The sequence below is a fragment of the Polaromonas sp. YR568 genome, assembly GCF_900116715.1.
In the GTDB taxonomy this organism is placed as follows: domain Bacteria; phylum Pseudomonadota; class Gammaproteobacteria; order Burkholderiales; family Burkholderiaceae_C; genus Polaromonas.
On record NZ_FPBM01000016.1, the window covers coordinates 1 to 24,650 of the forward strand.

At 61.6% G+C, this 24,650-nt stretch carries 26 protein-coding genes and 15 tRNA genes; 10 read left to right on the forward strand and 31 right to left on the reverse strand.

Features of this window, described 5'->3' with window-relative positions; genetic code table 11:
* Positions 1–81 precede the first annotated feature (81 nt).
* Positions 82–171, reverse strand: a tRNA-Ser gene (locus BM408_RS21620).
* Positions 172–562: 391 nt separating this feature from the next.
* On the opposite strand from BM408_RS21620, the gene BM408_RS21625 reads away from it, so the two are divergent.
* Positions 563–871: a hypothetical protein gene (locus BM408_RS21625; RefSeq protein ID WP_092132695.1), complete on the forward strand. Its 309-nt coding sequence runs from the start codon at positions 563–565 to the stop codon at positions 869–871.
* On the opposite strand, the gene ureG is transcribed toward BM408_RS21625, so the two are convergent.
* The 7 genes from ureG to BM408_RS21660 all read right to left on the reverse strand — a co-directional run bounded on the left by ureG (position 872) and on the right by BM408_RS21660 (position 5,966).
* Entirely contained in the window at positions 872–1,540 is a 669-nt protein-coding gene (gene ureG / locus BM408_RS21630) for an urease accessory protein UreG (RefSeq protein ID WP_092132697.1), read from the reverse strand.
* Between the two features lie 35 nt (positions 1,541–1,575).
* The gene (locus BM408_RS21635; protein ID WP_092132757.1) at positions 1,576–2,277 is read right to left on the reverse strand and encodes an urease accessory protein UreF; all 702 of its coding nucleotides are present in this window, start codon (positions 2,275–2,277) and stop codon (positions 1,576–1,578) included.
* 13 nt (positions 2,278–2,290) lie between these two features.
* Entirely contained in the window at positions 2,291–2,932 is a 642-nt protein-coding gene (gene ureE, locus BM408_RS21640) for an urease accessory protein UreE (RefSeq protein WP_092132699.1), read from the reverse strand.
* Positions 2,933–2,938: 6 nt separating this feature from the next.
* Complete coding sequence (gene ureC, locus BM408_RS21645; protein ID WP_092132700.1) at positions 2,939–4,657, reverse strand: urease subunit alpha; 1,719 nt, start codon at positions 4,655–4,657, stop codon at positions 2,939–2,941.
* Complete coding sequence (locus BM408_RS21650) at positions 4,657–4,962, reverse strand: urease subunit beta (RefSeq protein WP_092132702.1); 306 nt, start codon at positions 4,960–4,962, stop codon at positions 4,657–4,659. The genes ureC and BM408_RS21650 overlap by 1 nt, the downstream gene beginning before the upstream one ends.
* 9 nt (positions 4,963–4,971) lie before the next feature.
* A complete protein-coding gene (locus BM408_RS21655) occupies positions 4,972–5,583 on the reverse strand; it encodes a HupE/UreJ family protein (RefSeq protein ID WP_092132759.1) in 612 nt (203 codons plus the stop codon).
* Positions 5,584–5,663: 80 nt separating this feature from the next.
* Complete coding sequence (locus BM408_RS21660; protein ID WP_092132703.1) at positions 5,664–5,966, reverse strand: urease subunit gamma; 303 nt, start codon at positions 5,964–5,966, stop codon at positions 5,664–5,666.
* 153 nt (positions 5,967–6,119) lie between these two features.
* On the opposite strand from BM408_RS21660, the gene BM408_RS21665 reads away from it, so the two are divergent.
* The 4 genes from BM408_RS21665 to infA all read left to right on the forward strand — a co-directional run bounded on the left by BM408_RS21665 (position 6,120) and on the right by infA (position 11,631).
* Positions 6,120–9,680 (forward strand): hybrid sensor histidine kinase/response regulator, encoded by a 3,561-nt coding sequence (locus BM408_RS21665; protein ID WP_092132705.1) that lies wholly within the window; start codon positions 6,120–6,122, stop codon positions 9,678–9,680.
* On the forward strand, positions 9,664–10,716 hold the full coding sequence (locus BM408_RS21670) for a response regulator transcription factor (RefSeq protein WP_092132706.1): 1,053 nt from the start codon (positions 9,664–9,666) through the stop codon (positions 10,714–10,716). Before BM408_RS21665 ends, BM408_RS21670 begins: the two co-directional genes overlap by 17 nt.
* Positions 10,717–11,070: 354 nt before the next feature.
* Complete coding sequence (locus tag BM408_RS21675) at positions 11,071–11,307, forward strand: hypothetical protein (protein ID WP_092132761.1); 237 nt, start codon at positions 11,071–11,073, stop codon at positions 11,305–11,307.
* A gap of 66 nt (positions 11,308–11,373) precedes the next feature.
* Positions 11,374–11,631, forward strand: coding sequence for a translation initiation factor IF-1 (gene infA, locus BM408_RS21680; RefSeq protein WP_092132708.1), 258 nt, complete (start codon positions 11,374–11,376; stop codon positions 11,629–11,631).
* A 103-nt stretch (positions 11,632–11,734) separates the two neighbouring features.
* Here infA and BM408_RS21685 read toward each other — a convergent pair whose 3' ends face one another.
* Entirely contained in the window at positions 11,735–13,093 is a 1,359-nt protein-coding gene (locus BM408_RS21685; RefSeq protein ID WP_092132710.1) for a dicarboxylate/amino acid:cation symporter, read from the reverse strand.
* Between the two features lie 124 nt (positions 13,094–13,217).
* Positions 13,218–13,835, reverse strand: a complete 618-nt coding sequence (locus BM408_RS21690) for a DUF502 domain-containing protein (RefSeq protein ID WP_092132762.1) — start codon at positions 13,833–13,835, stop codon at positions 13,218–13,220.
* A 397-nt stretch (positions 13,836–14,232) separates the two neighbouring features.
* On the opposite strand from BM408_RS21690, the gene BM408_RS21695 reads away from it, so the two are divergent.
* From BM408_RS21695 to BM408_RS21705, 3 genes are all read left to right on the forward strand, one after another.
* Positions 14,233–14,595, forward strand: coding sequence for a hypothetical protein (locus BM408_RS21695; protein ID WP_092132711.1), 363 nt, complete (start codon positions 14,233–14,235; stop codon positions 14,593–14,595).
* 237 nt (positions 14,596–14,832) lie between these two features.
* The gene (locus tag BM408_RS21700; RefSeq protein ID WP_092132713.1) at positions 14,833–15,078 is read left to right on the forward strand and encodes a hypothetical protein; all 246 of its coding nucleotides are present in this window, start codon (positions 14,833–14,835) and stop codon (positions 15,076–15,078) included.
* A gap of 147 nt (positions 15,079–15,225) precedes the next feature.
* Positions 15,226–16,035 carry a hypothetical protein gene (locus tag BM408_RS21705; protein ID WP_092132715.1) on the forward strand — a complete coding sequence of 270 codons (810 nt, stop codon included), beginning with the start codon at positions 15,226–15,228 and terminating at the stop codon, positions 16,033–16,035.
* Between the two features lie 71 nt (positions 16,036–16,106).
* Here BM408_RS21705 and BM408_RS21710 read toward each other — a convergent pair whose 3' ends face one another.
* The 16 genes from BM408_RS21710 to BM408_RS21785 all read right to left on the reverse strand — a co-directional run bounded on the left by BM408_RS21710 (position 16,107) and on the right by BM408_RS21785 (position 18,585).
* Positions 16,107–16,667: an HNH endonuclease gene (locus BM408_RS21710; protein WP_092132716.1), complete on the reverse strand. Its 561-nt coding sequence runs from the start codon at positions 16,665–16,667 to the stop codon at positions 16,107–16,109.
* Positions 16,668–16,693: 26 nt separating this feature from the next.
* Positions 16,694–16,768: transfer RNA gene (locus BM408_RS21715), tRNA-Lys, on the reverse strand.
* A gap of 6 nt (positions 16,769–16,774) precedes the next feature.
* Positions 16,775–16,850, reverse strand: a tRNA-His gene (locus BM408_RS21720).
* A gap of 15 nt (positions 16,851–16,865) precedes the next feature.
* Positions 16,866–16,940 (reverse strand) — tRNA-Ile (locus BM408_RS21725).
* Between the two features lie 11 nt (positions 16,941–16,951).
* A tRNA-Asn gene (locus BM408_RS21730) sits at positions 16,952–17,027 on the reverse strand.
* Between the two features lie 18 nt (positions 17,028–17,045).
* Entirely contained in the window at positions 17,046–17,231 is a 186-nt protein-coding gene (locus BM408_RS21735; protein ID WP_092132718.1) for a hypothetical protein, read from the reverse strand.
* 35 nt (positions 17,232–17,266) lie between these two features.
* Positions 17,267–17,344: transfer RNA gene (locus tag BM408_RS21740), tRNA-Arg, on the reverse strand.
* A 14-nt stretch (positions 17,345–17,358) separates the two neighbouring features.
* Positions 17,359–17,445, reverse strand: a tRNA-Cys gene (locus BM408_RS21745).
* Positions 17,446–17,455: 10 nt separating this feature from the next.
* Positions 17,456–17,532, reverse strand: a tRNA-Trp gene (locus BM408_RS21750).
* A gap of 35 nt (positions 17,533–17,567) precedes the next feature.
* Positions 17,568–17,643: transfer RNA gene (locus BM408_RS21755), tRNA-Asp, on the reverse strand.
* A gap of 27 nt (positions 17,644–17,670) precedes the next feature.
* A tRNA-Pro gene (locus tag BM408_RS21760) sits at positions 17,671–17,746 on the reverse strand.
* Positions 17,747–17,754: 8 nt separating this feature from the next.
* Positions 17,755–17,840: transfer RNA gene (locus BM408_RS21765), tRNA-Tyr, on the reverse strand.
* A gap of 12 nt (positions 17,841–17,852) precedes the next feature.
* Positions 17,853–17,932, reverse strand: a tRNA-Arg gene (locus tag BM408_RS21770).
* Positions 17,933–17,954: 22 nt separating this feature from the next.
* Positions 17,955–18,029: transfer RNA gene (locus tag BM408_RS21775), tRNA-Ile, on the reverse strand.
* A gap of 183 nt (positions 18,030–18,212) precedes the next feature.
* Positions 18,213–18,290 (reverse strand) — tRNA-Glu (locus tag BM408_RS21780).
* A 219-nt stretch (positions 18,291–18,509) separates the two neighbouring features.
* Positions 18,510–18,585 (reverse strand) — tRNA-Gly (locus BM408_RS21785).
* A 512-nt stretch (positions 18,586–19,097) separates the two neighbouring features.
* Between BM408_RS21785 and BM408_RS21790 the strand changes: the two genes are divergently transcribed.
* Positions 19,098–19,529 carry a hypothetical protein gene (locus BM408_RS21790; protein WP_092132719.1) on the forward strand — a complete coding sequence of 144 codons (432 nt, stop codon included), beginning with the start codon at positions 19,098–19,100 and terminating at the stop codon, positions 19,527–19,529.
* A 359-nt stretch (positions 19,530–19,888) separates the two neighbouring features.
* Complete coding sequence (locus tag BM408_RS21795) at positions 19,889–20,581, forward strand: hypothetical protein (protein WP_092132721.1); 693 nt, start codon at positions 19,889–19,891, stop codon at positions 20,579–20,581.
* A gap of 17 nt (positions 20,582–20,598) precedes the next feature.
* Here BM408_RS21795 and BM408_RS21800 read toward each other — a convergent pair whose 3' ends face one another.
* From BM408_RS21800 to BM408_RS21820, 5 genes are read right to left on the reverse strand one after another with little or no spacing between them, the layout of a single operon-like run.
* Positions 20,599–21,573: a Bug family tripartite tricarboxylate transporter substrate binding protein gene (locus BM408_RS21800; protein WP_175541875.1), complete on the reverse strand. Its 975-nt coding sequence runs from the start codon at positions 21,571–21,573 to the stop codon at positions 20,599–20,601.
* 41 nt (positions 21,574–21,614) lie between these two features.
* Positions 21,615–22,322: a class II aldolase/adducin family protein gene (locus tag BM408_RS21805; protein ID WP_254774910.1), complete on the reverse strand. Its 708-nt coding sequence runs from the start codon at positions 22,320–22,322 to the stop codon at positions 21,615–21,617.
* Positions 22,323–22,324: 2 nt separating this feature from the next.
* Positions 22,325–22,714 carry a nuclear transport factor 2 family protein gene (locus BM408_RS21810; RefSeq protein ID WP_092132725.1) on the reverse strand — a complete coding sequence of 130 codons (390 nt, stop codon included), beginning with the start codon at positions 22,712–22,714 and terminating at the stop codon, positions 22,325–22,327.
* Positions 22,715–22,716: 2 nt separating this feature from the next.
* Positions 22,717–23,565, reverse strand: a complete 849-nt coding sequence (locus BM408_RS21815) for a fumarylacetoacetate hydrolase family protein (RefSeq protein WP_092132727.1) — start codon at positions 23,563–23,565, stop codon at positions 22,717–22,719.
* A 46-nt stretch (positions 23,566–23,611) separates the two neighbouring features.
* A complete protein-coding gene (locus BM408_RS21820) occupies positions 23,612–24,622 on the reverse strand; it encodes a Bug family tripartite tricarboxylate transporter substrate binding protein (protein ID WP_092132728.1) in 1,011 nt (336 codons plus the stop codon).
* Positions 24,623–24,650: the final 28 nt, after the last annotated feature.

Below are 24,650 nucleotides of genomic sequence, written 5' to 3' on the forward strand. Positions count from 1 at the left end.
GAGCACTGGATCGCTGTCGCGGCCCTTGAGGCAGAGCCCGATAGTGAATTGCTAGCACGCCTAAAGAAAGCCGCCAATAGCTGGCGGAAGCGGTGAGATTCGAACTCACGGAGGACTTGCATCCTCGGCAGTTTTCAAGACTGCTGCATTCAACCGCTCTGCCACGCTTCCGAGCCGCATAGTTTAACCGTTGACTGGTGACTCTTTTGGCGTGGCCGGGAAATCGCCTGCTCACTTTGACGGTCCTTCACGGTTTTGAGGATGCCGGCCGGTCCTTCTGATGCCTTTTCGGGCCTCGAATGCCGTTGCCATGTATGCACCCCTGAGTGCCAAACCGGCGCCCGGCGAAATGCACAAAACAGAAATTGCGCAGACAAGCTCGTTGGCTTGCCGCCAAAAAGCCGAAAACCCGCCCGGCTTTGAACATGCGGAAAACCGGAATTAATTCCTGGAACTAGTTCCCGTTTCGTGGGGAAAGCTCTTCCGGCCCTCGTGACGTGAGGCTCCGAAATTGCGATTATTGAAACATTCGGTTACAGCATTAAAGAGGCCAGTGTTTCATATGACAAAAACCATTCTTCACCCCAATATTGCGGAGCAAGTAGCCACTGCGTTTGTGCACGCAACCGCCGCGCGTTGGTCGTTTCCCCGGGTCCAGATCCAGGATCAGGAGCCGTTGGTGCTGATCAGCGTTGAGACGGAGCCCGCGGAGGCCAAAGGCATAGAGCCGCCGCTGCGCAAATCGATCGCGCAGGCGCTGAACAAGGTGATGCCCGAACACCCCGACCACAAGTTTGGGCTCTGGATGGTGGTGTTTCTGAACGAAGGCAAGATGTACGAAACCGTACATCCAAGCGAATTCCAGGACTGATCAGGAATTCGCTGTCGTCATCTGCAGCATCCCTTTGGTTTCGATAAAGGCAATCACCTCGGCCAATCCGGCATGCGTCTTGAGATTGGTCATCACAAAAGGCTTGAGCCCTTTGGGCGTGGTTCGCATGCGCACCGTGTCCGCTTCCATCACACCCAGATCGGCGCCCACGTAGGGGGCCAGGTCTGTTTTGTTGATCACGAATAAATCACTTTTGGTAATGCCCGGGCCACCCTTGCGCGGGATCTTCTCGCCCGCAGCCACGTCGATGACATAGATGGTGAGGTCGCTCAGCTCCGGGCTGAAGGTGGCGGCAAGGTTGTCGCCGCCCGATTCGACGAACACGACGTCCGCATCGGGGAAATCCACCAGCATCCGGTCTATCGCCTCCAGATTGATGGAGGCGTCTTCGCGTATGGCCGTGTGTGGGCAACCACCTGTTTCTACCCCCATGATGCGTTCCGCATCGAGAGCGCCGCTCACCGTCAGCAGGCGCTGGTCTTCCTTGGTATAGATATCGTTGGTGATCGCGACCAGGTCGTACTTCGCCTTCATGCCCTTGCACAGCATCTCGAGCAGCGTAGTCTTGCCGGAGCCCACCGGGCCACCTATGCCCACGCGCAGCGGCGGAAGTTTTTTGGTGCGATTGGCGATGTGGTGCAAGCTCATGGGGGCTACCTTAAAAGACGGGCGTGTGGTGGGGTTCAGGAGCGGAACAGCCGTGAATACTGGGTCTCATGCTGCGCCGACAGAATTGCCAGCATGGGGGAAAAGGCCTGGCGCTGGTCGTCGGGCAGGCTCATTGCGGCCTCGACGGCGCCGGGAATGTCGCCGCTGAGCCGGGCCAGTATGCGCTGGCCGGCGCTTTGACCCAGCGGCACGGATTTGAGCGCGGCCTGCATCATGTTCTCGGCCCAGCCAAAGGCATAAGCCAGCAGGCAGTCGCGCACGCCGGCAGCAGTTTGCGACGCCGCGAGCGCATAGGCTACGGGGTAGGTTGGCTGCATCCGTGCGTAGGCCGTGATGTGCGCTGCGCTCGCACCCTCATGGTTGCGCAGCCATTCAAGCAGTGATCGGCCCATCTGCTCGGCTTGTGCGCGCAGCTCGCTGGTCTCGCGCGTTTGCAGCACCCAGGCGTTCAGTTCGGCGATGCGCTCCAGGTCCCCCGTGCGCCAGGCCGGAATGGCCTGGGCGATCACGGCCAGGTCGCCGCGGGTGAGTGCCAACTGGAGCTGGTCGCTGAGCCAGCGCGTGGCCATGGCTTCTGTCGTGACTTCGCCGCACTCGACGGCGGCCTCCAGCCCTTCCGAGTACGAGAAGCCGCCCACGGGCAGCGCCGGAGAGGCCAGCCAGATCAGCTGGAGCAGGCTGGATGCCGGAAGTTGTCCTGCAGGAGGCGCGGACATGTCCATAGTCAGCCTAGTGGCTGTGCGGCTTGTGCTTGTGAATCTGAATGGCCACAGGCTTGACCTCGTGCGCATGGCCGTGATCATGCGCGTGGTTGCAATCGGGCCCGTGCACATGCGGCGCAGGCACTGCCGTAGGAGCAGGGCCAGAAGCGTGTTCGTGTGCGCCATGGGCGTGGCCATGGTCATGCCCGTGCCCGCCCGAGCTGTAGGCCCCGCCTTCTGGTTCAAACGCCTCCTCGACTTCGTTCACGATCAGGTGCATGGCGCGCAGCATGTCGGCCAGCACATGGTCGGGCTCTATCTTGAGGTGGTCGGGCTTGAGCTCTATCGGCACGTGGCGGTTGCCCAGGTGGTAGGCCGCGCGTGTCAGGTCAAAGGGCGAACCGTGCGACGTGCAGGCGGTGATGCGCAGCACGGCCTGTGGCGCGGCTATCACCTTGACCATCGAGCCGTCTTCGGCCACCAGCACATCGCCGCCACGCACCAGCGTGCCGCGCGGCAGGAACACGCCTAGCGGGCGACCCAGGGAGTCGGTTGCGTCGAAGCGGCTTTTCTGGCGCACATCCCAGTCGAGTTCGACAGTGGCGGCGCGTTTGACGAGGACGGGAGCCAGGCCCGCGCCTTGGGAAATAACTTTGGAAACCTGAAGCATGAGGCCTTAAAACAAAAAATAGCGCTGCGTCATCGGCAGGCTGCTGGCCGGCTCGCAGGTCAGCAACTGGCCGTCTGCCCGCACCAGGTAGGTCTGGGCGTCGACTTCCATGCGCGGCAAATAAGCATTGTGGACCATGTGCTGCTTGCGCACGCCGCGCACGTTTTTCACGGCGCTCACCGTTTTTGCAAGGCCGAAGCGCTCCTTGACGCCGGCATTGAGCCCGGCTTGCGACACGAATGTGAGCGAGCCTCTGGCAATCGCACCGCCGAAGCCGCCAAACATGGGCCGGTAGTGCACCGGCTGCGGCGTGGGGATGGAGGCGTTGGGGTCGCCCATGGCGGCCATGGCGATAAAGCCGCCCTTGAGGATGACCGAGGGCTTGATGCCGAAGAAGGCCGGCTTCCACACCACCAGGTCGGCCCACTTGCCGGGCTCAACCGAGCCGACCTCATGCGAGATGCCATGGGCGATCGCCGGGTTGATGGTGTATTTGCTGATGTAGCGCTTGGCGCGGAAGTTGTCGTGCCGGTCCGAATCCCCGGGCAGCTTGCCGCGCTGCTGCTTCATCTTGTGCGCCGTCTGCCAGGTGCGGATGATGACTTCGCCGACACGGCCCATGGCCTGGCTGTCGCTGCTCATCATGCTGATCGCACCCAGGTCATGCAGCACGTCTTCGGCCGCAATGGTTTCCTTGCGGATGCGGCTTTCGGCAAAGGCCAGGTCTTCCGCGATGCCTGCGTCCAGATGGTGGCACACCATCAGCATGTCGACGTGTTCATCGAGCGTGTTGACGGTATAGGGCATGGTGGGGTTGGTGGAGGAGGGGAGGAAGTTTTCCTCACCTACCACGCGCAGGATGTCGGGCGCGTGGCCGCCGCCGGCGCCTTCGGTGTGAAAAGCGCAGAGACTGCGGCCTTTGGTGGCGGCCATCGTGTCTTCGACAAAACCCGACTCGTTGAGCGTGTCGCTGTGAATGGCGACTTGCGTGTCGGTTTCTTCGGCCACGTCCAGGCAGTTGCTGATGGCCGCGGGCGTGGTGCCCCAGTCTTCATGCAGTTTGAGGCCTATGACACCGGCGTTGATCTGCTCGTGCAGCGCGGCGGGCAGGCTGGCGTTGCCCTTGCCCAGAAAGCCCAGGTTCATGGGGAAGGCGTCAGCAGCCTGCAGCATGCGCTCGATATTCCAGGGGCCGGGCGTGCAGGTGGTGGCGAAGGTGCCGGTGGCCGGGCCGGTGCCGCCGCCCAGCATGGTGGTGATGCCTGCAGTCAGCGCTTCCTCGATCTGCTGCGGGCAGATGAAGTGAATGTGCGAGTCGATGCCGCCGGCCGTGACGATCATGCCTTCGCAGCTGATGATCTCGGTGCCGGGACCGATGATCATGTCTACGCCGGGCTGGGTGTCGGGGTTGCCGGCCTTGCCGATGGCGGCGATGCGCCCGCCTTTGAGGCCGATGTCGGCTTTGACAATGCCCCAGTGGTCGATGATGAGCGCGTTTGTCATCACACAGTCCATGGTGCCTTCGGCCCGGGTTTTCTGCGACTGGGCCATACCGTCGCGAATCGTTTTGCCGCCGCCGAATTTGACTTCTTCGCCGTAGCTGCCGGCGCGCAGGGTGTAATCGGCTTCGACCTCGACCACCAGGTCGGTGTCGGCCAGGCGAAGGCGATCACCGGCCGTAGGGCCGAACATTTCCGCGTAGGCGCGGCGTCCAATGGTTGCCATCAAAGTGCTCCCTGCACGAGTCCGCGAAATCCATATACCTTGCGCTCGCCTGCAAATTCCACAAGCTCTACCGTGCGCTGCTGCCCCGGCTCAAAACGAACCGCAGTGCCCGACGCGATGTTCAGCCGCATGCCACGCGCCGCGTCGCGGTCAAAGCCGAGCGCGCCGTTGGTTTCGGCAAAGTGGTAGTGCGAACCGACCTGTATGGGCCGGTCGGCCGTGTTTTGCACAACCACAGTCAGCGTGCGACGGCCCGCGTTGAGCACATGGTCCGCACCGTCGGTAATGAGTTCGCCGGGAATCATGGCGAGCCTTCAGGCCAGTTGGGCCAGTTGGGCCAGCAGGGTCACGCCGAAAATGGCGACGCCGGCGCCGGCTGCGCGCGGCAACCAGGCGTTGGCGCTGCGCAGCGCCCAGCCTGCAAGCAAACCCGTCAGGTGCAGCAGTACGGTCGCGGCCAGCATGCCCGACAGCGTTGCCCAGGCACTGGGCGCCTCGGCCAGTTCATAACCATGGGCCAGGCCGTGGAAGACGGCGAACACGCCGACGATCAACGCCGCCGCAACACCCGGCACATGCCAGCGTGTCACGACCAGCAGGCCGGTGACCAGCAGTGAAGCCGCGATCATGGGCTCGACTGCGGGAATCTGCGCGCCCTGCAAGCCCAGCAGCGCGCCCACCAGCAGCATGCCGGCAAAGCCCAGTGGACCCCACAGCAGTTCAGGCCCGGCGCGGCGTGCGGCCAGGGCGCTCCACAGGCCCACGGCCACCATGGCCGCGAGGTGATCCATACCCGTCAGGGGGTGCAGAAAGCCCGTCATGAAACCCAGGTGGGCGTGGCCATCCACGCCGGTGTGCGCAAAGGCCGCAGCGGGCAGCATGGCCGCCAAAGCCATCAAGGCGCGGCGGGCGAGGGTTGAAGGCATGAAGGAAAAACTCACAGCGATCTCCTGTTGGGCGGGTGTTATTGATTTGAAGTGAAAGCTTGAAGCGAAAGGGGTACTGCTCAGACGATAGGCTGATGCACGGTGACGAGCTTGGTGCCGTCCGCAAAGGTCGCTTCAACCTGGATATCGGGGATCAGCTCGGGAATGCCGTCCATCACATCGGCGCGGGTCAGCACGCTGCGGCCCTCGCTCATCAGCTGAGCCACGGATTTGCCGTCACGGGCGCCCTCCATGACGAAGGCGCTGATCAGGGCCACGGCTTCGGGGTAGTTCAATTTCAGCCCCCGGGCCTGGCGGCGTTCGGCCAGCAGCGCAGCGGTGAAGATCAGCAGCTTGTCTTTTTCTCTCGGCGTCAATTCCATGGGTTCTCCGGGGGCGGCTGCGGCAGGGTTGGTGAGGTCCGGGCTGCAAGAATGGTGCCACAGGATGGTGCGTGCGGCACCTGTTTGACCGCTGTGGCATGGAATCTGCACTCAAGAGACTCCGCCTTATGACGTATTGACGACGCCCCATCCATGGACACCCCGGCCGCTCCGCTGCCCCTGCCTGCGCAGGCCGTGCCCCCGTGGGCGCCTGCGCCGGCGGCGTCCAGCGAAGCTGAGGCACCGGTGCAGCGCGTCATCAAGGTCCGGCGCGACTACAACAGCTGGGTTGCCAGCGAAACCATGGAAGACTACGCGCTGAGGTTTACGCCTCAGCGCTTTCGCAAATGGTCTGAATGGCGGGTGGCGAATACCGCATTTGGCGCGGCCTCCTTTCTGATCCTGGAGGCGGTCGGCGCCACCCTGTTGGTGAAGTACGGCTTCACCAACGCCTTCTGGGCCATCGTTGCCACGGGGCTGATCATCTTCATGGCCGGCTTGCCGATCAGCATTTATGCCGCCCGCTACGGCGTGGACATGGACTTGCTGACGCGCGGGGCCGGCTTCGGCTATATCGGCTCGACGCTCACCTCCCTGATCTACGCGTCTTTCACCTTCATCTTTTTCGCGCTGGAGGCGGCCGTAATGGCCTATGCGCTGGAACTGGCGCTGGGCATTCCGCCAAGCTGGGGTTACCTGATTTGTGCCCTGGTCGTGATTCCGATGGTGACCTACGGGGTGTCCGTCATCAGCCGCTTGCAGATATGGACCCAACCCTTGTGGCTGGTCATGCTGGTTGTGCCGTTTATCTATGTTTTGGTGCGTGACCCTGGGGCTTTTGTGGGGATAACGCACTACAAAGGTGAAAAAGGCACGAGTTCAGGATTTGACTTGCACTTGTTTGGTGCTGCGTTGACGGTCGGCATCGCACTGATCACGCAAATGGGTGAGCAAGCCGACTACCTGCGTTTTATGCCTGCGCGCACTGCCAGCAATACCCGCCGCTGGTGGGCCAGTGTGCTGGCGGGTGGCCCCGGCTGGGTGCTGCTTGGTGTGGTCAAGATGCTGGGCGGCGCCTTCCTGGCCTACCTGGCAATTCAGCACATGGTGCCGCTGGACCGCGCGGTAGACCCGAACCAGATGTACCTGGCGGCCTATGAGTACGTCTTTCCGCATTACGGCTGGGCCGTGGCTGCGACCGCGCTGTTTGTGGTGATATCGCAGCTCAAGATCAACGTGACCAACGCCTATGCCGGCTCGCTGGCCTGGTCCAACTTCTTTTCGCGCCTGACGCACAGCCACCCCGGGCGCGTCGTCTGGGTGGTGTTCAACACCCTGATCGCCTTCATGCTGATGGAGATGGATGTGTTCCAGGCGCTGGGCGACGTGCTGGGCCTGTACTCCAATATTGCGATTGCCTGGATGATGGCGGTGGTGGCCGATCTGGTCATCAACAAACCGCTGGGCCTGTCACCCAAGGGGATCGAGTTCAAGCGCGCGCACCTTTACGACATCAACCCGGTCGGTGTGGGCGCGATGGCGCTGGCCTCGGTGTTGTCGGTGGCCGCCCATTTGGGCCTGTTCGGTCCACTCGCCCAAGCCTTCTCGGCCTTGATCGCGCTGGGCACGGCATTTATCGCCTCGCCGCTGATTGCCTGGGCAACCAGGGGGCGTTACTACATCGCCCGCCAGGGCGAAGCGCCTGAGACCGATGCCCGGGGCAACTACAAACCGTATGCGCTCAAGCGCTGCGTGATCTGCGAGCGCGACTACGAAGGCCCGGACATGGCGCATTGCCCGGCCTATCAGGGCGCCATCTGTTCGCTGTGCTGCACGCTGGACGCGCGCTGCGGTGATTTGTGCAAACCAGAGGCCAGCCTGTCGGCCCAATGGTCGGCAACCCTGCGCTGGTTGCTGCCGCGCCGCGCCTGGCCCTACCTGGACACCGGCCTGGGGCATTTCCTGTTGCTCATGCTGGTGATCGTGCCGCTGCTGGCCAGCGTTTTCGGTCTGCTGTACCGGCAGGAGCTGACCGCGCTGCTGATGGCGGCTTCTGATACCGACATGATGGATGCACCGGCTGCCGCCCTGCGCTCAGGCTTTTTGAAAGCCTATATGGCCTTGCTGGTCATCGCCGGGCTTGTGGCCTGGTGGCTGGTGCTGGCGCACAAGAGCCGGCAGGTGGCGCAAGAAGAATCCAATCGCCAGACGCACCTGCTGATGCGAGAGATCGAGTCGCACCGGCAAACCGACGAAGCTTTGCAACAAGCCAGGGTGGTGGCGGAGCAAGCCCGCCACCACGCCGACCAGGCCAACCAGGCCAAGAGCCGCTACATCAGCGCCATCAGCCATGAACTGCGCACGCCGCTCAACAGCATCCTCGGTTATGCGCAGCTCATGGGTGAAGACAACGCCATACCGCCGCACCGCAAGCAGGCCGTCAGTGTCATCAAGCGCGGGGGTGAGCATCTGTTGTCGCTCATTGAGGGCACGCTCGATATCGCCCGTATTGAGGCCGGCAAGCTCACCTTGAACGTCAAGCCCATGCATTTTGCGGACTGCGTGCATGAGATGGCGGGCATGTTTGAGCTGCAGGCGGCGGCAAAGGGGCTCGGGTTTCGTTTTGAGGCCAGCGGCAACTTGCCGGAACTGGTCCGTGCCGACGAAAAGCGCGTTCGGCAAATCCTCATCAACTTGCTGGGCAATGCCATCAAGTTCACATCGCAGGGGCAGGTGATCTTCCGGCTGCGTCACGCGCGCGAGATGGCCCATATCGAAATCGAGGACACCGGCCCCGGTATGCGCAAAGAAGAGCTCGCGCAGATTTTTGAGCCTTTCGCCCGGGGCGCGACGGCAGGCCAAAGCGCCGAAGGCACACCGGGCGCGGGATTGGGCCTCACGATTGCCAAGATGCTGACCGATTTGATGGGCGGCGAAATGACGGTGGACAGCACACCGGGCAAAGGATCCGCATTTCGCATCCGCTTGTTTTTGCCCGAGGTGCACCTGCCGGCGGGCGCGGCAAAAGATGCACTCACCCAGCCGGCGCGGCGCCGGCCGCACGGCTATGAGGGCGTGCGCCGCAAGCTGCTGGTGGTCGACAACGAAGAGCCGGACCGCGAGCTGCTGGTGCAATTGCTGCAGCCCATGGGTTTTGAGTTGCGCACCGCCGCCAGTGGCCACGACTGCCTGGATCTATTGGCCGCCGGCTACCAGCCCGACGTGATCTTTATGGACCTGGCCATGCCGGGCATAGACGGCTGGGAGACGCTGCGCCGAATACGCAACTCCGGCCACGAGGGCATACACCTGGCCATCGTTTCGGCCAACGCTTTTGACAAAGGCATGGAGAACGACGCGGGCATTCTTCCTGAAGACTTCATCCTGAAACCGGTGCGCCATACCGAGCTGATCGCCTGGCTGGAGCGCCGCCTGGCGCTGATTTGGCGTTATGACGTGGCGGCGGAAACCCTTCCCACGTCGGCACCCGCACCGCGCGAATTACCCGCCGCCGCGCAGCTGGCCGCGCTGCAAGAGGTGGTCACGCTGGGTTTTTACCGCGGCATCATGAACACGCTGGCGGAGATCGAGCGGCAGCAGCCCGGCACCGCTGCCTTCGTCGAAGACATGCGCGTGCTGGCGCGGCAATTCCAGTTTGAGGTCATGGGCCGCCAGCTCGCCAACCAGGAGGGCCACCATGAGCAGCGTGCTTGAAAATCCCCCGAATCTGCACAAGAGCCTGGACCGCACGCTGGACCGGGCCAACAGCGACGTTGTGCTCATCGTCGACGACGTGCCCGACAACCTGTCGGTGCTGCACGACGCGCTGGATGAATCAGGCTACACCGTGCTGGTGGCCACCAGCGGTGAAGCCGCGCTGCAGCGCGCGCTGCAGGCCAGGCCCGACATCGTGCTGCTGGACGCCATGATGCCCGGCATGGACGGTTTTGAAGTTGCCAAGCGGCTTAAGGCCATGGCCGAGACTGCGCACATCCCCATCATCTTCATGACCGGCCTCACCGAAACTGAACACCTGGTGGCCGCGCTGGAAGCCGGCGGCGTGGACTACGTCACCAAGCCGATCAAACCCAAGGAAGTGATGGCGCGCATGGGTGTGCACCTGCAAGGCGCCCGCCGCGCCCGCCAGGAGGCGCGCCAGGCCGGCCAGGCACGCAATGCGCTGGATGCTTTTGGCTATGCCAGCATCACGGTGCGTATGGGCGGCGCGGCCGATGGCCGGCTGGTCTGGCAGACACCGCTGGCGCGTGACCTCCTGATGCGTTACTACGGCACTGCGGCGCCGCAAACCCCTGAACCCGTGCTGGCCTGGCTGCGCCGCCATATCACGGACGCCGAGCGCCAGATCGAGCCGCCGCGCCTGGCGGTAGAGCAGGGCCCGCGCCGGCTGACCTTCCGCCTGCACCAGCAGACCGGTGACGCTGAAGGCGGGGCAGGCGAGGGCACGAGCAGGGGTGACTGGCTGATCGTGATGCGCGAGATTTCCGACGATGCGGTGGTCGAGGCCATGAGCCTGAGCTTCAAACTCACGGCCCGCGAGGCCGAAGTGCTGTACTGGGTCGTCAAGGGCAAGACCAACCGCGACATCGGCGACATCCTGGGTTCCAGCCCGGCGACCGTGAAGAAGCACCTGGAGCGGGTCTACGCCAAGCTGGGCGTCGAAACCCGCACCGCCGCCGCGGGTATGGCCATGAACCGCATCCGCCAGCTGCACCCGCAGTTTGAGGGGTGAGAAACACGTTGCAGGCGGTAAAAGGCGGGATTTCCGCCAGGCGGTTACAATAGAGGCTTCGGTAAAGCATCAGCTTTTTACATCGAGGCCTTTTCCCAACAGGCTTCCTTCTCAATTGCGGCGCTTCCCAGAGCCCGAATCCACAGTGTTTTCAGCGCCCATACAGCCCTGAACCTTCTCAGCACTGTTCCGTTTTCCCGGCGAGCACTATTCCCGACAGTGCCCACTCATGGCTCAACCAGCCCAGCCCCTTGACAAAGGGCCTGGCGGGTGGAAACCGAACACCCGCTGGCTTGCTTGCAAGCCAATTACTCCTTATTTATCAAGCCGGGAAAAATATCCGGCACGGACTTTATGAACACAGATCACACCAAAATCTCGGTGGGCAAGTACCTTGTCTCACCACTGGCCAAGCAGCAAGGCGAAGGCTACGCTGCATCGGTCTCCATCCGCTCCGGACGCGGCAGCGCCACGCACGACCGCGTGATGCGCTTCAGCGGCCTTTTTGACAGCGCGGCTGCGGCCGTGCATTACGCGACAGAACATGCCTTGCGCTGGATCAACGAGCGCTCGGCCCCGGCCTGCGCTTGACGCCCAGCCTGCCGCCTCTGCAATAAATATCACCGACAATTTTTTCAATTCCCAAGGAGTTACATCATGGCCAAAGAAGAACTGATTGAAATGCACGGGCTGGTCGACGAAGTGTTGCCGGATTCGCGCTTTCGCGTCACGCTCGACAACGGTCACAAGCTTGTGGCCTATACCTCGGGCAAGATGCGCAAAAACCATATCCGCATTCTTGCCGGCGACCAGGTGTCGCTGGAACTCTCGCCTTACGACCTGAGCAAGGGCCGCATCACTTTCCGCCACATCGCTGGCCGCGGTCCAGGCCCGGCACCGCGCCAGGCCCGTTAAACCAACGGCTCGCCGCACAGCACCCTAAAACACAAAGCCCGGCAGGTGGAGTTTTCTCCGCCTGCCGGGCTTTGTTATTTGTTATTGGCGATGTGTATTTGCTTTAGTGGCCGCCGGTCGCCATGTGCTCGGTCTTCTTGTTCAGCAGCACTTCGGGCTCCTGAGCCTCCACCCAGGTCTCGTTGTTGAGCCCGGCCTTCAGCCTGTCGGTATCCAGTTCATCCGTCCATTTAGCGACCACGATGGTGGCCACGCCATTGCCGATCAGGTTGGTCAGCGCCCGCGCTTCCGACATGAAGCGGTCTATCCCCAGAATCAGCGCCAGCCCGGCCACGGGCACCGTTCCCACGGCCGACAGCGTAGCCGCCAGCACGATGAAGCCGCTGCCGGTGATGCCGGCCGCCCCTTTGGACGTGAGCAGCAGCACCGCCAGCAGCGTGAGTTCCTGCGTGAGTGTCATTGGTGTGTTGGTGGCCTGCGCGATGAACACCGCTGCCATGGTGAGGTAGATCGAGGTGCCGTCCAGGTTGAAGGAATAACCGGTCGGAATTACCAGGCCCACCGTGGTCTTCTTTGCTCCCAGGTTTTCCATTTTTTCCATCATGCGCGGCAGCACCGACTCGGACGATGAGGTGCCCAGCACGATCAGCAGCTCTTCCTTGATGTACTTGATGAACTTCCAGATGCTGAAGCCGTGCAGGCGCGCGATGGCGCCCAGCACGACGAAGATAAAGATCAGGCAGGTGGCATAAAAAGCGGCCATCAGCTTGCCCAGCGACACCAGGCTGTCCACGCCATAAGCGCCTATGGTGAAGGCCATCGCGCCGAATGCGCCTATGGGCGCCACCTTCATAATGAAGCCGACGATGGTGAACAGCACGTGCGAGGTTTTCTCGACAAAGTCGAACACCAGCGTGCCGCGCCCGCCGAAGCGGTGCAGCGCAAAACCGAACATCACCGCGATCAGCAGCACCTGCAGGATTTCTCCCTTGGCAAAGGCATCCACCACGGTGCTCGGAATGATGTTCATGATGAAGTCGGTGGTGCCGACCATCTTGCCGGGGCCTGTGTAAGCAGCAATGGCCTTGGTGTCCAGCGTGGACACGTCGACGTTCATGCCCTCGCCCGGCTTGAATACGTTGACGAGGATCAATCCGATGATCAGGGCAAAGGTGCTGACGACTTCAAAGTACAGCAGCGCCAGGCCGCCGGTCTTGCCGACCTTCTTCATGTCCTCCATGCCGGCGATGCCGATCACGACGGTGCAGAAGATGATGGGTGCGATCATCATCTTGATCAGCTTGATGAAACCGTCGCCCAGCGGTTTCATGAGCTTGCCGGCTTCGGGGTAAAAGTGCCCCAGCAATACGCCGGCGATCACCGCGCAGATCACCTGGAAGTAAAGTGAGCGGTAGAGAGGGAGCTTGCGGCTTGTTGTCTTCGTTGTCGTTGTGTTTGTCATGGCCGGGACGCATCAGGCTATGCGTAAGTTGTGAAAGACCGGCCCAATATAGCCCTGCCATGCAATTTGTCCATGTGGGAAACCACAGATCACAAAACTTACGCCTCCCTTCCCGGGGCGGCGCTCAGCTTGCGGGGTGGCTGCCGCCTGCGCCCGTGGCTGGTGGGCGCGCCATCCAGGCGATCAACGAGGAGCGCATGGCTTCTTCCACCGACATGTCGATAGGCTGGACCCAGTCCACCGGGACAAACACCGTATAGCCGCCAATCATGTAACCCATGGGCAAGTAGACGGCCACGCGATCGCCGGGCAGGAAGCCGGGCCCAAGGTCGGCAAAGCTGCGGCGGGTGATCAGGCCCACAATTTCCATGGCATGGCCCGGCATGCGCAATATCACTACGCTTTGCTCTCCCGGCTTGCCGGATGGGGAAAAGTAGTCGGCAAAACTCTTGAGCGAGGAATAAATGCTTTTGACGACCGGCAGGTTGGTGAAGGGCATCTCCGCGAAAGACAGCAGCTTGCGCACACTTTGCTTCGACACCAGGTAGCCGATCACCAGGATGCTCAGCACGCCGAATACCAGGCCCAGGCCCGGGATGTAAAAACTGCCGATCAGCGGCCGCAGCATCCACAGCGCGGCGGTTTCCATCCACGCCAGAAAGATGTACAGCAGGTAGACCGTCAAAGCCACCGGCAGGATGGTGATGAGGCCGCGAAAGAAATATTTGTAAAGACTTTTCATGAATTCTTCATTCGGACCACCGCGCACCATGCAGGGCAGGCCATGCCTGCAATATAACCATTTCGGGTGACGGCTCCGCCAGGAGCGCCTGTCGGCTTTCTCCTACATTTTTGCGGTACTAATCACCGCAGGCTGTCACAGTTCCATGCGTAAACTGGCGTGGTTACGAACGCTCGACATTCATTGAACCCGACGCTCTCGCTGAAATGAAATCAGGTACCTGCCCGCGCGACCCTGTCTTTACCGTTCTTTCGCGATTGCCAATGCCGGCCCCGCTTGCGCAATCGGCGCCGGCGCTGAAAGTTACGTTTCACCCCCTTGATATCTTTTTGCCGCGCTCCAAGCTGCGCTGCACCGTCACATCCGGCGTGCCCGGACTTTTTTGAGGATTTTTTTCATGAGCCACTCCACCCTGGTCAATGCACAGCTCAGCGCCCCCCTGCGCTCTTTGGCCTTGACCGTCGAGGAAACATCCCCCGGCGAATTCTGCTGGCGCATTCTGGAAAGCCGCGCCAACCCGCAGGTTTTCGAATCCGTTTCCTGCTCCGACATCAGCTTCGCCGCTTATGACACGGCCTTGGCTACAGGATATGGCGAACTGCAACGCCTGATCGGCCCCGACCTGCAATACGGCCCGCGCAGTGAAGAAGACCGCCAGGTCGATCTGTTCACCGCCGCCCCCAAAGTTGCGGCAGGCGGCAACCCCGACAAACGCACCGCCATGAACGGCAGCCTCAAGCCGGGCACGGTTGCGGCATAACACCCGATCTGGAATCAAGCTGCGCCAGCTTGCGCGCAGTTACTCACAGTGGTAGTGCCCTTGCATCAACCGGTGAAGCCCGTAGCATTTTGTGACCTCGCTTGTCCTACATGGCCGGCCGTATGAGGCCGACGGCGCAGCCTCGGCGACTCCCCGTAAATTGAACTTAGCTGGCAATACGGTCAGCGATTTACCAACCTGATTGCCTGTGATGGGCATGACTTAAGGAGTTACACCATGAGAGCATCCAAGACCCTGGCATCCGCATTCGCCGCCGCAGCAGTGGTAGGCGCCATCGGTATGGCTTACGCCCAGACTGACCCTTCCACGCAATCCACTACGGCAACGGGCACGACCGCCCAACCTGCGCAGAACCAGGTCACTAACTCTGACGCCTCTGCGCCTGCCGCAACGCCCAGCACCAACACAACGGACACCACAGGCTTTCAGGCCGAGCGTCCCGCCCAGGCTGACCGCAACTAAGCTACGGATGCCATGCACCTTTGTGTGACATCGCCCCGGGCTGTCGCAGCATGTCAGCATGCAGCGGTTGCCCGGGGTGCTTTTACGTGTGCGTCAGGCATAGGCTTCAGCGCCCCCGATTGACAGCACCGGCGTCACGCTACGCGCATGCAACATTTTTTTCAGACCCTTCCGGATTTTTTCAGGCGGCCCGCCCCCGAAGGCGCGCCGCCCGACGGCACACGTTCGGACATCTTCGACGGCATCAAGCAGGGTGTACTGTGGGGCGTAGCCCTGGCGGTTGTGATCTTGCCGATATTCCGGGCACATCAGCTGAGACCTGTTTACGACGTCCATGCCGTCCAGGCTGCCGCGCTGCAACAGACACCGCGCACCGCCGATTTCGGCGGCGAGACAGCCTCAGAGAACGCGCGCCAGGTGGCCAACTGGGTAGTCACCTCTGGCGACAACCGCAAACTCTTTTTTGTGATCCTCGACAAGGCCAACACCAAGGTGTTTGTCTTTGAACCCTCCGGCAAGCTGCGCAGCGCCACACCGGTGCTGATAGGCGCCGCACGTGGTGACGACTCGGTGGACGGCATAGGCGGCCGCCCCATCGCGCAGGTGCTCCCCGAGGAGCGCACCACGCCCGCCGGCCGCTTCCTGGGTGAGCCAGGGCGTAATGCGACAGGCGAAGATGTAGTCTGGGTCGATTACGACGCGGCCGTCTCCATGCACCGTGTGCGCACGCTGGAGCCCAAGGAGCGCCGGCTGGAGCGCCTCGCATCGCCCACCACTGACGACAACCGCATCTCCTACGGTTGCATCAACATGCCGGTGGCGTTTTTTGAGAATGTTCTCAAGCCGGCTTTTAATGCCAGCTATGGCGTGGTCTATGTGCTGCCCGAGGTCAAGTCGCTGGCAGAGGTTTTTCCGGGTGCGCATGCGCTTGCGCTCAGGCAGCGCGGCGCCGTCTAGCCTGGATCCAGAAACGCGCGGAAAAAAAAGCGGCGCACTGCTTTCGCAATGCGCCGCTTCGGCTGCCGAACTCAGTTCAGCCTGGATCCTTTGGGAAGTCTTGCCGACAACCATTCATGCACGTCGGCACGGACATTACGGCCCCGCAGCAAAAAATCCTCGTACCGGTTCGGTACATAGGGCAAATACACCAGCGGCATCCCGGCCTGCTCGGGCGTGCGGTCTTTCTTCCTGCCATTGCAGTGGCGGCAGGCGCTGACCAGGTTGGTCCATGAGTAGGGCCCGCCCTTGCTCTGCGGAACGATGTGCTCGGCTTCCAGGTCTTTTTCGGGGAAAACCTGGGCACAGTAGGCGCAGGTGCAACGATCACGGCGCAGCAGTTTGGGTTTGGTGACTGCCGGCACCACGTCGTGCAGATTGCGGCGGGGCGAGCCGCGCAGCGCGATGATCGGATGGACCACCAGAGTCGACTGCCGGTCGCGCGCGACATTCCAGCCGCCGCGCAGTGTTACCAGCGGGCTTTCTCCGTCCTCCCAGGCGACGGTGCCGGTGGCATAGTGCAAGGCTGCCTCTTCAGCCGTGATCCAGGCTTGGGGCGTCCCCTGGATGTCGAGCTGAAGAACATGGTGCATCAAAACCTCCTGAGTTAAATGATCGATGGTGCGGGCAGGGAATTTCGAAATCCCGGCCTGCCGGTTAAAAGCCGGCTGCTCTTCCTCTGAGCTATACCCGCAAAAAATGGGGTGCAAGACCGGACTCGAACCGGTGACCCGCGGGGTCACATCCCGCTGCGCTGCCAACTGCGCCACTTGCACCAGAAAGGAAAAAATTGGTAGCCGCAGCTGGCATCGAACCAGCGACCTGTGCCTTATCAAGGCACTGCTCTACCACTGAGCTATGCGGCTATGAGGAAAATTGGCTCCACGACCTGGGGTCGAACCAGGGACGACGCGATTAACAGTCGCGCGCTCTACCAGCTGAGCTATCGTGAAATGAAGAACCGGGCGAGCTCACCACTCGCCGCATTCGCGGACGCATTGATCCAGGTCACGATCATCCCGCGGCCGTTCCCGCTTCTGCAGGGCGTGGCGATGCGGCCCGCCGCCGGCGGAGATGATGCGACTCAGCAGGGCACGAACAATGCGGTTGCGGGGTTTGGCCAGCCTCCTGGAGGCTGCTGTGTTTTTGGCTGTCATGGCAAATCTCCTTGAGGTTGGTTGCTGGGAAAAAGTGGCGCGCCTGGACCGATTCGAACGGCCGACAACTGGGGTAGAAAGCCAGCGCTCTATCCGGGCTGAGCTACAGGCGCTGAAATCGCGGAAATGGAGGCGGCGGTCAGATTCGAACTGACGTGTGCTTGACGCAGGCGGATTTGCAATCCGCACCCTTCAACCGCTTGGGTACGCCGCCGGAAAATAGTTGGCGGGCGCGGGAAGAGTCGAACTTCCAACCTTCGGTTTTGGAGACCGCTGCTCTGCCTGGTTGAGCTACACACCCGTGGAAAATTTGCTGTGAAATGCCGGTATAAAAAGTGGCGGCCTGTACGGGGATTGAACCCGTGACCACATCCTGGACAGGGAAGTGCTCTACCAGCTGAGCTAACAGACCAAAAGTGAAGTGATACCGGAAAGTGGGTGGTCCGTGCGGCAGGTCTCGAACCTGCGGCCTCATGCTCCCAAAGCACGCGCGCTACCAACTGCGCCACACACGGATTAAAAATGGTGGAGTGCCAGGGACTCGAACCCCGTATGCCCGAAGACGCCGGATTTACAGTCCGGTGCAGTAGCCAGCTCTGCTCGCACTCCTTGAAAATTCAATGGCCTCGCGTGAAAGATTTGAACTTCCGACCCTCTGCTTCGTAGGCAGATGCTCTGATTCCAGGCTGAGCTAACGCGAGAAAAAATGTGCACTCAGTGTTTTGGTGGTTGCAGTTGGGATTGAGCCAACGACCGGCGGGTTATGAGCCCGCTGCTCTGCCGCTGAGCTATGCAACCGTAAATCTTTGGCAGACCGTGAATAGGTTCTTGACCACTCGGCCAATCTTCCAAAAAATCTCCGGTTACGAGTTCCGGTGCCACCCTATCTTTGAGGCCGGTTTCCGCACTACGCCCTCTCGGGCACTGCGCTTCTTTACTGATTGGCGGACAGTCGAAATACATCGATCTTCCGCACTGGATTGGCGTCACGTAGGGGATTCGAACCCCTGTCTACAAGAATGAAAATCTTGTGTCCTGAGCCAGCTAGACGAACGTGACGAATACTTTGGCGCCCACAGCTGCAATGAAGCGGACCTGGAGCTGCTTGGAAAAAAATCCATTTCGGCTGTACCTGCATACGGGCGGCCGGCATGACGCCGGGCCGGGATCTCCCACTGCACTGCATCCCCGGGGCCATGAACCCCGGTTGCCGGCACACACGCCGCCAGACCGTTTCCTCGATCTCGCGCAGGTGACGTGAAACAGATACACCCGAAATGGAGCGGACAGACGGCTTCGAACCGACGACATTGAGCTTGGAAGGCTCACGCTCTACCCACTGAGCTATGTCCGCAATTTTTTGCGAGACTCGCCGCCATCCAGTGTTGGCTGCTGTCCCGCTGCTGATTTTTAAAGAACCCCGCGCTTGTTGGAGCGCATAGACGGCACGATCACCGTCAGGGGAAAACAAAAAGGCCCGGTTCCTTGCGGATACCGGGCCTCTGGATGTCAGAGATTCAGAAGGTACGCTCAGGCGTCTCCTTCTCCCGGTGGTGTGCAATCCTCGTGGCTTTTTTGCGCAGGCATGGTTGCTCGCAAATAGGAGGATGCAAACGAATTTTTTTCGCCACACTGGCTCAGCTGAACGTCAAGGCGACGCACGGCAACACCGCCCCAAATGGGGGTGCTGTGTCTTGCGGTGGCGGCTATCGGTTTCATGATGAGTGCGTGGAAAGAGTTAAAAGTAAAAGCTAAAAAGTTGGTAAAAGTCGATGACTAAGCACCGATGAGAGATAATGTAAAATCTTTTTACGTCATCGTCAACCAGCCGGTGAAAATTAATTCTGATTGTTGCAATCACGTCACATGGATTCCCCAGACATCAACCGCACCCGGCGCAACAACCTGCTGATCATCATTCGCGAATACAGCGAAAGAGAGCTGGCCGCCGGAGAGTCACCGGTCGGCATGCTGGGCAGGCTTGCCAAAGAACTCGGCCTGAGTGCCGGCGGACTGAGCCAGTTCAAAGGGGACGCCCAGGGTTCGGGCAGAAACATCGGCGACGCCGCGGCTGCACAGATCGAGAGCAAGTCCGGAAAGCCAAAAGGCTGGCTGGATGAAGACCACGGCGGCGACGCCATCAACCCCGCCGAGAACGCCTTCATCGAGTTGGCTCGCGCCGCATGGCGCACGACGGATGCCAAGGGCCGGCGGCATCTGATGCAACTTGCGAGGCGGGGCTTCGGCGAGCCGCCTGGCGGTAATGCCAACTCCAGGATCAAGCCTGGTGAGAAGTAGTGAATGCTTCTTAGGGACTTCCGCGCAGTTGTAACTTGTAACGGCCTGGGCGCTGTTTGAAGTGAGTTGTTGCGCGTCCGCATCTTCAATGCGAAAAATGACCGTGCACGGCGACTGTTACAGTCACTTCCGACGGCTTCCGGGAGCCGGAAAATCTGAATTGATGTCTCATAAATAAAGGCTTTAATGCTATTTAAAAGATAGCAAATAACCAAAGCAACTCAGGGTTTCTCCGTTGAGAACAATTGCTTGCATCGCTAACATGGTGCAACCAACGGCCAGGTGCGTTAAGAGACGGCACCACCCGATTTTTAATGTGCGTTCGCGCACTCCCAACGGCGCGACCGCACAGGACCCGAATGTTGTTCAAAGGAAAGAGACTGCACACACGCATCGCCCTTGCTGCGGTACTTGCTGTCTTCGCCGCCGGCTCCCTGCCGGCCTTTGCGGCGCCTCTTGCGCCTTATACCGACACCACCGCTCCTGCCGCTGGCTTGACGCCCGCGACCGCTTCTGCCGACGCTCGCCAGGCCTTGCGCTGGGTGGTGGAGGCCAATGACAACCAGGGCCTGCCTTTTGTGATCGTCGATAAAAAGGGCGGGCGCATCTTTGTGTTTGAGGCCAATGGCCAGCTGCGCGGCGCCTCTGCGGCATTGACGGGCCTGGCGCCCGGCGACCATGCCGTGCCCGGCATGGAGCAGCGCAGTGTCGCCAGCCTGCGCGACTACGAACGCACCACACCGGCGGGCCGCTTTGTTTCCGAGCCCGGCCACAACCTGCAGGGCGAGGCCATTGTGTGGATCGACTACGCCGCCAAGCTCGCCATCCACCGTCTGCGCCCCGCGCCGGCGGCGGAGCGCCGCGCGGAGCGGTTGGCATCGGAGACCCCTGACGACAACCGCATCTCCATGGGTTGCGTGGTGGTGCCGGTCAGCTTCTACGAAACCGTGGTCGGCCCCGTATTGGGTAAAAGCCGCAGCATCGTGTATGTGCTGCCGGAAACCCAGCCGCTGCAGCGCATGCTGGGCGCGCTGCAACTGAGCCAGCGTTAAAACTCACTCCTCGAGACCTACTCCGGTTTGATGTTGGCCGCCTTGGCCAACTGCTCATAACGCAGCTTGTCGGAGCGGATGAGTTTCACCAGCGCTGCCCCGTTTCCTTCATAAGGCTCCACACCCGCATTCGACAGGCGCGACTGCACGCCAGGATCGGCCAGCACCTTGTGCACGTCCGCCACGATTTTGTTGACGACGGCGGGCGGCATTTTGGCCGGCCCCATCAAGGCAAACCAGGTCGAAAAATCCAGCGGTTTCAGCCCTTGCTCTTCCAGCGTCAGAGCTTCAGGCAGTAGCGAATAGCGCTTCTGGCTGGCCACCCCCACCACATTGAGTTTGCCGGATTTCACATACGGTGCGGCCAGGTTAGCGCTGAAGATGGCCAGTGGAATCTGGCCGCCCACCACGTCCGTCACCACCGGCGCGCAGCCCTTGTAGCCGGCATGCACCGCGTCCAGTGCCGTTTTCTGTTTGACCAGCTCCATCACGAAGTGCATGGGCGTGCCCACGCCGCAAGAGCCATAACTCAGCTTGCCTGGGTTGGCCTTGGCGTAGTCCTGCAACTGCTGGAGGTTTTTGACGTTGATGCTGGGGTGCGCCACCAGCGCGATCGGCGTGATGCCCAGCAGCATGATGGGCGTCAGGTCTTTCTCGGGGTCATAGTTGAGTTTGACGCCCAGGCCCATGTTGACCACCATGGTGCTGTTTTGCAGCAGCAGGGTGTAGCCGTCGGCTGGAGAATGCACCACCAGCTCGGAGCCGATATTGCCCGACGCCCCCGTGCGGTTGTCCACCGCAACGCCCTGGCCCCAGGCTTGTTGCAGGCTGGCGCCCAGCTGGCGCGCCAGGATGTCGGCCCCGCCGCCTGTGCCGTAAGGCACGATGATGCGCACCGATTTGGCCGGCCAGGTTTGCGCCAGGGCAGCTGGCGCAAGGGCCTGGCAGGCCAGCGCGACGCAGCAGATTTTCAGAAGTGATTTCAGTTTCATAGAGCTTCTTTCCATTCTTGGTTGATCGAGTCGCAAAAAAATCAGGATGCCAAACGGAGCTCATGCTCCCATAAGGCCCACGCCCGCGGAATCTGCGGGTCATTGGCCGCAGCGGCCAGATCTGCTTCGGCCTGCGTCAAATACGTGGGCGGCCCCAGCGCCATGGCCGCGGCCTGCAGCCTGGCGTTGACCTCGGTGTAAACCGCGCGGTACACCGCGTGTTCCAGTGAGGCGCCCACCACCGTGCTGCCGTGGCCGCGCATCAGCACGCAGGCGCAATTGCCCAGCGACGCGGCCAGCGCTTTTCCCAGTGCCGGGCTGCGTATCAGCAAGTCGCTGTCGCCGGCCGTATCGCGAATCTCAAAATGCGCCGAGCCGCTGCCCAGAAAGCCCGACATGTGAAAGACCGGCCTTAATCGCTGACCCGTTACACCAAAAGGAATCACGCTGGGGGAGTGGCTGTGCACCACCGCCGTCACATCGGGCCGGGCGCGGTAGATTTCACTGTGAATGAAGCGTTCTAGATAGGGCTTGCCGGGGTTGCCCTCCAGCGCTTCGCCATCGAGCCCATAGCAGCCGATGTCGGCCTCCTCAATCAGCGCGGGAGCCCGGCTGCGCGACAGCAGGAAGGTGTCCGGCTGGCCGGGCTGGCGCACACTCACATGCCCGAAGCCATCCACCACGCCGCGCGCATACAGGATGCGGTTGGCCAGCACCAGTTGGCGGGTCAGCTGGGGATCAGGCGTCATGGTCATTCAGCAGCTTTGGCCGGTAGCACGGTAGCCTGCACCGCCTGTAGCACCCAACCCGCCGCCGTGTGTTCCCACACCGCGAGGTAAGAGCTGGCAATATCCCGCCGCAGCTCACCCTTGCGCACCGTCGCATACATCACCGCACTGACCAAACCTGCCGTGCCCATCAGCCTGGCTTGCGGCGAAGCGAATTCCAGCGTCTCATAACGCAGCGCACCGCTGGCAAGGAGCGCAAGATAGCTGTGCTTGGTGTCCGTCACACCGGTGGAATGCGTGTATGCCAGCGTGTCTGACAGCAGACCACCCAACGCGGCCACATCTGCCGCCAGCATGGCCTGCCGCCGGGCTTCCTCGGCCGCCAGCAGGCTGTGTTCAAGAGCGGCCGTCATTGTCAAAACCGCGTGGCGTCGGCCGCGATGGTGTTGCGCAGCACCCCCACCTTGCTTACTTCTATCTCCACCGTGTCACCTGGCTTCATCCACACCGGCGGCGTGCGCTTCACGCCGACACCGCCCGGCGTGCCGGTCACGATCACATCGCCTGGTTGCAACGAGGTAAAGGTCGAGATGTATTCGATCAGCACCGGGATGCTGAAGATCATGAGCGCCGTGGTGGTGTGCTGCATGACCTGGCCGTTCAGGCGGGTCTCCAGCGTGAGCTCTTCGCCGTCGGCGATCTCGCCGCGCGTCACCATCCAGGGGCCAAAGGCGCCGGTGCCGGTGAAGTTCTTGCCGGCGGTGAACTGGATGGTGTGCTTTTGCCAGTCGCGCACCGAGCCGTCGTTGTAGGCGCTATAGCCCGCCACATAGTCCCATGCATCGGCCTGGCGAATGCGCCGGCCGGCCTTGCCGATCACCACGGCGATCTCGCCTTCGTAGTCCAGCATGGTCGATTCCGCCGGGATCTGGATGGGCTGCTGGTGGCCTGTCTGCGACTCGGCCACGCGCATAAACAGCAACGGGTGCTGTGTTGGATCGCGTTCGGTCTCGATGCGGTGCGCTTCGTAGTTGTGGCCAACACAAAAGATCTTGCCCGGCGCGGTGATCACCGGCAGAAACTGGATGTCGCCCAGCGGCAGCGCCGCAGCCTTGGTGGGTGCAGCGGCAATGGCATCCAGCTTGCCGGCTTGCAGCGCGCTCAGCAGCGTCGGGTATTGCGCCGAGTGCAGGGGCAACACCCCCGCGTCGGTGGCCATGCCCCAGCCGGGCTGCCCTTGGTGGAGGTAACTGATGATTTTCATTGGGGTACTTTCCAGAGTGAGATATAAAAAAAAGAAAACGGACCGCTCAGTCCAGCGAGATGTTCAGCCGCTTGATGGTGTCGCCATAACGTTGCGAATCACTGCGCAGCTGCTGTAGAAACTGTTCTGAGTTCAGAAAGTAGGGCTCGTAATACATCGTGGCGTACTTGTTTTTCACGTCCTGCTCAGACAGCACACTGGCCACGTCTTTCTGGATTTTTTCGACCACTGCCTTTGGTGTTCCCTTGGGCGCCAGCAAGGCCGTCCAGGCGCTCAGTTCAAAGCCCGCAGGCCCGCCAGACTCGGCCACGGTCGGCACATCCGGAAAGCCCGCCACGCGTTTGGGGGCGGCCACCGCCAGGTAGCGTGTCCGGCCGGCGCGCTGCATCGCGCCCGCGCTGGCGGCGCTGCCAAAAGCCCAGTCCACTTCCTGGTTGCCCACGGCCACATACAGCTGAGACATTTCCTTGTAAGGCACATGCGTCATCTTCGTGGCGGTAGATGTCTCCAGCATGGCAGCGCCGATATGGCCCGGGCTGCCGACAAACCAGGAGCCGTAATTCACCTGGCCGGGCCCGGCCTTGGCGGCGGCCATCAGGTCGCTCATGGTTTTGTAGCGGCTGCCGGCGGGCACGGTCACAAAGAAATAGTTGCGCAGGATGGGCGTCACCGGCTCAAAGTCGCGCAGCAGGTCGTAGGGCAGCTTCTTGAACAGGAAAGGCTGGGCTGCCATCTGCGCGTTGTCCATCTGCAGCAGCTCATGCCCGTCGGGCGCCGCACGCTTGATGGCTTCAATCGCGATAAAGCCGCTCGCGCCGGGGCGGTTGTCCACGATCACCGGCTGGCCCCAGATCTTCGACAGCTTGTCGGCCACCAGGCGCAGCGCCACCTCGGGCCCGCTGCCGGCGGGGAAGGGCGTGACAACGCGGACCGGCTTGGTGGGGAAGTTTTGTGCATGGGCGATGGGCACGGCCGTCGTGGTGAACGCGGCCAGCCACGCAATGGCGAGGGTCCGCCCCAATGGGCGTTTGAATTCGGGGCGAAAAACGGGTGTCATGGTTGTCTCCAGAGGTGGATGGAAGCTG